Here is a 575-nt window from a genome sequence, read left to right as displayed (position 1 = left end):
ACAACAGGCCAAGGCAGATGCCAGCTATTTTATTGCTGTGTCGAGAGCCACATTCACTGCACAGCAGCAAGCGGCGATAGCTGAACAATTTCTTAGCGCATATCGCTGGCAATACATTGTTTCTGGAATACAGCACACCCGGTTTACCAAAGTGCTGAGTGAGTTGATCACGCAAGCTCAGATGACAAAGATAAACAATGCGCTGGCTCCGCTGATCCATTCAGCTGGTTAATTGGTGTGAGTGAATTGCTACGTAACAGGTTCCGGCCGCAGGTCGGAACCTGTTACGTAAAGTACCTCAAAAAAGTACAGTACTAATGAACTGAGGCCATCACGCAGCGAATCACCCCGTAATCGTATGCTTCATCCAGCGCATGAAACACGACTTTCAGGCTGTCGGCCTTTTCTCCCAGCGACTCAATGGTGGAAATAATCGCATTGAAGTCACCATCTTCCAGTTCCAGTACATTCTTAACATCCAGCAGACCGGCTTCAATACCATCGGAGAGATGACTGTAGACCGTGCTGATTTTTAGCTCACGGTGTTTCGCGATTTGATCAGGGCTCAACCCTTG

At 48.2% G+C, this 575-nt stretch carries 2 protein-coding genes; one reads left to right on the top strand and one right to left on the bottom strand.

Features of this window, described 5'->3' with window-relative positions:
- The coding region (locus tag B3O33_RS11195; RefSeq protein WP_292363602.1) for a hypothetical protein at positions 1-232 on the top strand (232 nt) is incomplete at its 5' end.
- Positions 233-314: 82 nt separating this feature from the next.
- Here the strand turns inward: B3O33_RS11195 and B3O33_RS11190 are convergent.
- Positions 315-575: helix-turn-helix domain-containing protein (locus tag B3O33_RS11190; RefSeq protein WP_292363601.1), on the bottom strand; the 261-nt coding region annotated here is incomplete at its 5' end.

The organism is Methylophaga sp. UBA1464 (assembly GCF_002325665.1).
In the GTDB taxonomy this organism is placed as follows: domain Bacteria; phylum Pseudomonadota; class Gammaproteobacteria; order Nitrosococcales; family Methylophagaceae; genus Methylophaga.
The sequence above is the reverse complement of the archived record's forward strand: the minus strand, read 5'-3'. Positions and strand labels throughout refer to the sequence as shown.